Origin of the sequence: Pseudoalteromonas sp. APC 3691 (genome assembly GCF_030408135.1) — a bacterium.
GTDB lineage: Bacteria > Pseudomonadota > Gammaproteobacteria > Enterobacterales > Alteromonadaceae > Pseudoalteromonas.
Window position 1 is genome coordinate 1 of record NZ_JASDCB010000114.1, and the last position, 5,556, is coordinate 5,556.

At 41.7% G+C, this 5,556-nt stretch carries 3 protein-coding genes and 1 pseudogene; 3 read left to right on the forward strand and 1 reads right to left on the reverse strand.

What is annotated here, in order from left to right:
- Positions 1-269: 269 nt before the first annotated feature.
- The 3 genes from QL998_RS20115 (at position 270) to QL998_RS20125 (ending at position 4,513) form a co-directional block, all read left to right on the forward strand.
- Positions 270-1,859: an alkaline phosphatase gene (locus QL998_RS20115; protein ID WP_290193361.1), complete on the forward strand. Its 1,590-nt coding sequence runs from the start codon at positions 270-272 to the stop codon at positions 1,857-1,859.
- A gap of 11 nt (positions 1,860-1,870) precedes the next feature.
- Positions 1,871-3,661 carry an alkaline phosphatase gene (locus tag QL998_RS20120; RefSeq protein ID WP_290193362.1) on the forward strand — a complete coding sequence of 597 codons (1,791 nt, stop codon included), beginning with the start codon at positions 1,871-1,873 and terminating at the stop codon, positions 3,659-3,661.
- Positions 3,662-3,799: 138 nt separating this feature from the next.
- Positions 3,800-4,513 carry a hypothetical protein gene (locus QL998_RS20125; protein ID WP_290193363.1) on the forward strand — a complete coding sequence of 238 codons (714 nt, stop codon included), beginning with the start codon at positions 3,800-3,802 and terminating at the stop codon, positions 4,511-4,513.
- 946 nt (positions 4,514-5,459) lie between these two features.
- Here QL998_RS20125 and QL998_RS20130 read toward each other — a convergent pair.
- Positions 5,460-5,556, reverse strand: a pseudogene (locus tag QL998_RS20130) (IS5/IS1182 family transposase); the annotation flags it as partial.

The window sequence follows — 5,556 nt, forward strand, 5'->3', positions numbered from 1 at the left end:
GGATGGCTTGCTCAATCGGCGTTTAGAAAATAAGCCGAAGGGATAGAAGAATACAGGAGCCGTATACGAGGCCCGTACGTACGGTTCTGTGAGAGGGATGAGGCAAAAGCCTCACCCTACTCGATGTGACTTATTTTTGTAATAGTTTAGTCATCTTATTTTCATCAAAATTACCTTTATCAGTCACATCTGTTTTCTATAGTGCAGCGGTTACTTATTTGAGGTTTACGCTTCAACAAAAAATAACCACTACAATATGGGAATTACGGATGAAAATTAAAAAAGTCGCTGCGGCAATCGCGCTAACGTTAACGTTTAGCGCAGTGAGCCATGCTGATGTACTACCGCAAAGCCAAAAAGACAGCAGCTGGTATAGCGCTGCGCAAACTAAACTAACAACAAAAACAGCACAAGCGCAGGCTACACAAGCCACTAAAGCTAAAAACGTTATTTTATTTGTGGGCGATGGCATGGGTATTTCTACTCTTACCGCCGCGCGCATTTTGCAAGGGCAGCGTAATAACCAATCTGGCGAAGAAGGTTATTTAAGCTTTGAAGAGTTCCCATATTCTGCACAAGTTAAAACGTATAACGTAGATGCTCAAACTCCTGATTCAGCAGGCACGATGACGGCTATTATTTCGGGTGTGAAAACCGATGTGGGCGTTATTGGTGTAGATGAAGATATTGAACGCGGCGTGTGTTCAACAGTAGCTGGTAACGAGCTAATAACCGCAACTGAATTGGCTGAAATTAAAGGGCTATCTACCGGTATTATTTCTACAGCACGTATTACACATGCTACCCCTGCTGCCACGTATGCTAAATCGGCTGACCGTAACTGGGAAGACGTATCCGATATGCCAGAAGATGCCGTAACGGGTGGCTGTGAAGACATTGCATCGCAACTGGTTAACTTTGAAAAAAACCTAGAAGCACGATTTGTAGGGACCGACGTAGACGGTCTTGATTTTGTAATGGGTGGCGGTCGTCGTCACTTTTTACCAAAAGACGAAACAGCTAACTCAACAGATGCAGTAAGTGCTATAGAAGGCGACCGCACTGACGAGCGCAACTTAGTAACTGAGTGGCAAACACAATACCCAGATGCTACGTACGTAATGGATCAAACAGGCTTTGATGCAATAGCAGATGACGCCACTAAAGTATTTGGTTTATTTAACGAATCCCACATGCAATACGAAGCTGACCGCGCAAACGATGTAGCGGGCGAGCCTTCACTTACCGATATGACCACTAAAGCAATTGAAGTGCTTGGTAAAAACGATAATGGATTTTTCTTAACGGTTGAATCGGGTCGAATTGACCACGCGCACCACGCGGGTAATGCGTACAACGCGCTTAACGACACCATTGAGTTTGCTAAAGCCGTGCAAGCAGCGGTAGATAACACTAATCCAGAAGAAACCCTTATTTTAGTAACCGCCGATCACAGCCATGTATTTACCATTGCTGGCTACCCTAAGCGTGGTAATCCAATTTTAGGTCAAGTAGTTGCAGTAGGCGAAACTACACCAAGCCTAGCTGCCGACGATATGCCGTACACCACAGTAGGTTACGCAAATGGTTTAGGTTTTAGAGACCTAGGCGACGAGACTGATGCTGATGCGAGTTACACAAGTGCTGCTGTAGCAGGGCGTGTTGAGCTAAATGGCGTTGATACAACAACCCCAGGTTTTCACCAAGAAGCAACCGTACCAATGGGGTCAGAAACACACGCGGGTGAAGATATTTCACTGCATGCAAAAGGTCCTGGTGCTCAGCTAGCACAAGGCGTAATTGAACAAAACGTAGTGTTTCATCTAATTAATCAAGCTCTTGAACTAACTCAGCAATAATGGCGGCTAACATGAACAAATTAACGGTACTTTCTTTGGCAGTAATGGTCGCGCTTGCAGGTTGCTCGAGTGACGATAACAAAAATGAAAACAATATTATCGCAGTAGATAACGCTATTGCAGTGGGCTCTGAGCAGTGTATTAATGGCGGTGTAGAGACGCAAGTAGGCGCAGATACCAATAATAACGACGTGCTAGATAGCGACGAAGTTAACTCAACTAATTTAGTGTGTAATGCACCTGCAACGTCGTTAACAAGCGAGCAGTTAGCCTCACTCACTAGTAATACATGGTTTAGTGAAGCACAAACAAAATTAGGTGCTGCACAAACAGCCAGTAGCAACATTGTTACTGAATCAGGCAAAGCTAAAAACGTAATTTTATTTGTGGGCGATGGTATGGGTATTTCTACCATAACCGCAGCACGTATTTTAGCGGGTCAGTTAGAGGGCGAAATGGGTGAAGATCACCAGTTAAGCTTTGAAACTATGCCTTTTTCGGGCTTTGTAAAAACATACAACGTAGATGCGCAAACGCCAGATTCGGCAGGCACTATGACCGCAATGGCATCGGGCGTTAAAACCGATGCAGGCGTTATTGGTATTGATGAAGCGGTTGAACGTGGTAATTGTGCATCAGGCAAAGGGCACGAACTTGTTTCCTCGTTAGAGCTTGCTGAAATTGCAGGTAAAGCAACAGGGATTATTTCTACAGCGCGTATTACTCACGCAACACCCGCTGCAACGTATGCTAAATCGGCAGAGCGTAACTGGGAAGATATCTCCGATATGCCAGAAAGTGCCGCAACATGTGAAGACATTGCATCGCAACTAGTTAACTTTGAAGCCAACCTAGAAGCACGCTTTAGTGGTGTTGATATAGACGGTATTGACGTAGTTATGGGCGGCGGTCGTCGTCACTTTTTACCAAAAGATGCCGCGTTTAATTCAGCCGATGCAGTAAGTGCTGTTGAAGGGGATCGAACAGATAACCGCGACTTAACCGCAGAGTGGAAAACGCAATATCCAAATGGCACTTACGTAATGGATCAAACCGGTTTTGATGCAATAAGTGACGACGCCACTAAAGTGTTTGGCTTATTTAACGAATCCCACATGCAGTACGAAGCTGACCGCGCAAACGATGTAGCAGGCGAGCCTTCGCTTTCACAAATGACCGAAAAAGCAATAAACGTACTTGATAACAACGAGCAAGGTTTTTTCTTAACGGTTGAGTCGGGTCGAATTGACCACGCGCATCATGCGGGTAATGCTTATAACGCGTTAAACGACACTATTGAGCTTGCTAAAGCCGTTAAAGTGGCGATGGAAAACACCAACCCAGAAGAAACATTAATAGTTGTAACTGCCGATCACAGCCATGTATTTACCATTGCCGGTTACCCTAAACGCGGTAACCCAATTTTAGGTAAAGTGGTTGCAGTAGGCGCTACTGAGCCAAGTTTAGCTGCCGACGATATGCCTTATACAACGGTTGGTTACACCAATGGTGGTGGTTTTAGAAACCTAGGTAGCGAGACTGATGCCGATGCAGGTTATGAGTTTGCACCAGTAACAGGGCGTGTTGATTTAACAGATGTTGATACAACAACACCTGGTTTTCATCAAGAAGCACTGGTACCAATGGGCTCAGAAACACATGCCGGTGAAGACGTAGGCGTTTATGCAATGGGACCAGGTGCACACTTGGTAACAGGCACAAACGAGCAAAGCTTTTTATTCCATGTAATGGACTTTGCCGCTGACTTTGTAAAAACAGCAGACGAAAAACTAGCGCAATAAATACTGGCTAGTTATAAATTTAGTTAAATATATCTAAATAAAAACCCCGCATATTGTGCGGGGTTTTTGTCATTAAACTGACATTTATAATCGTTATGTTATTGCCATAAACCTGAAATATAAATAAGAGATAGCTAAATGAAAAAAGCGTTATTAATAATTGCCACGCTTGTGAGTACAAGTAGCTTTGCCTCACAATGTGATATTGATGCCAAGCATTTAAAAGCCGATTATAAAATTACCAACAGTCATAAAACGCAGCAAAGTAGCGAGTCACTTACCCTTTGGCGAAACAATCAGCAAGTAGCGCATCAAAGTGAAGTAATAACCGAGCTTTGGCAGCACTTAGCCAATAATCAAATACGCCCAATACGTTACTTTAATGCCCAGCAACGCGGTATTGAATACCAACCATCTGAGGTACGCGGCGTACAAAATTGGAGTGCTAAAAGTCAGCTGGTGGATAACCACTTAATCGAAAAAATGACCTTAGTAAGCACACAAGGAAAAGGCTGTGATGAAGTGAAAAACTATACACTGAGCGAAAATGGCAACGACTTTAACCTTGCCTTTATTACGCATTCAAAATTAGTTAAAACATTTAGTATTAGTAATAAAAAAAGCCAAACAAGTACATTGCTAAGCCTTAATAATGTAAACACTGATGTGCCATTAATTACTGCTCAATTTGCACAGTGGGATCGCTTTCAAACCACCGATTACGCCGACATTGGCGATAACGAAGGCGACCCATTTTTAGCTAAAATGATAAACCTTGGTTTTATAGAGCACAGTGCAACTGGCTTTTATAACCAGCAGGGCGAGGCTATTCAAGGCGGGCACCATCACTAGATTTTAGCGTTTTTAAATGTAGTAGCTCATAGCTGAAAGAATGAAAGGCTATGAGCTAAATGTAACACTGAAAGAGCTACCCTAAATTCCTGCCACAGATATAACCTAATCAAATACCTTTTTTCGTATTTTCAAAGTTAACATATCGACGGCGGTTCTTTTTTGATAAAACAGACGTTACTTAATATCGGTACGCGACCAAGATTTAAAGCCTCTTTGTAATAAAGCTAGAGTCTCATTCATTAATGATATTAGCTTGAGTTAATGGCTCTTTGCTTCTTTAAAAGGACGATATAATGGAAACTAATCCTATATAAAGAGGTTATTTAGTTATGGAAAAGTTGATTATGAAACTACTAAGCGTAGTGAGAGTTGAGAATGTTTCAACGGTTACTGTTTGTATTTGTCTTGTTTTATTAGTGTTTAAATTAGGGTGAAAAAATGGATATTGATGAGTTGACTGAATTAGTGAAAGGGAAAGTTTTTTTTGCAGGCGCTTATAAAAATACATCTTGAAGATGTAGTGGAAGTGAGAGAAATTTTAAAAGCTTCTTATAAACATAATGAGTTTCCATACTACGCAAAGCTTGAACATAGCTGGAATATGCTAGAGAAAACTCATTACATAATGTAATTGAGTGTGAACTAGTAGAAAGTAATCTATTAAACAGCTTTTTATACTTCATAGAATCTGGGTTTTATCCACCCCCCGAGTTATTAATTATTGTCGCAAGTTGTTTTCGAGCTCATATGATTAGCGGAGGGAAAACTAATTTATCTGAAGATTTCTTCGGGAAAAATAATCAGTTTGAGCATTGTATAAACGTGTCTAAGATTACTAAGTATATGGATTTTGAATTAAAATTGGTTACAGATAAGAAGGAATCATTGAAGGTTGTTGCGGAACAATACTTACTAGGGGCTGTTGATCTTTGTAGTACATATATCAATCAGCCCACATTGGTAGCCACATCATAGTAAATGCTAAAGCGAGCATTGAATGATAATTTCGTTCAAGCTTTTCATACCGCGTGGCTATCCCT

Excerpts from the sequence above, each read along its gene's own strand:
- QL998_RS20115 (WP_290193361.1), top strand. The coding sequence starts at position 270 with ATGAAAATTAAAAAAGTCGCTGCGGCAATCGCGCTAACGTTAACGTTT.
- QL998_RS20120 (WP_290193362.1), top strand. The coding sequence starts at position 1,871 with ATGAACAAATTAACGGTACTTTCTTTGGCAGTAATGGTCGCGCTTGCA.
- QL998_RS20125 (WP_290193363.1), top strand. The coding sequence starts at position 3,800 with ATGAAAAAAGCGTTATTAATAATTGCCACGCTTGTGAGTACAAGTAGC.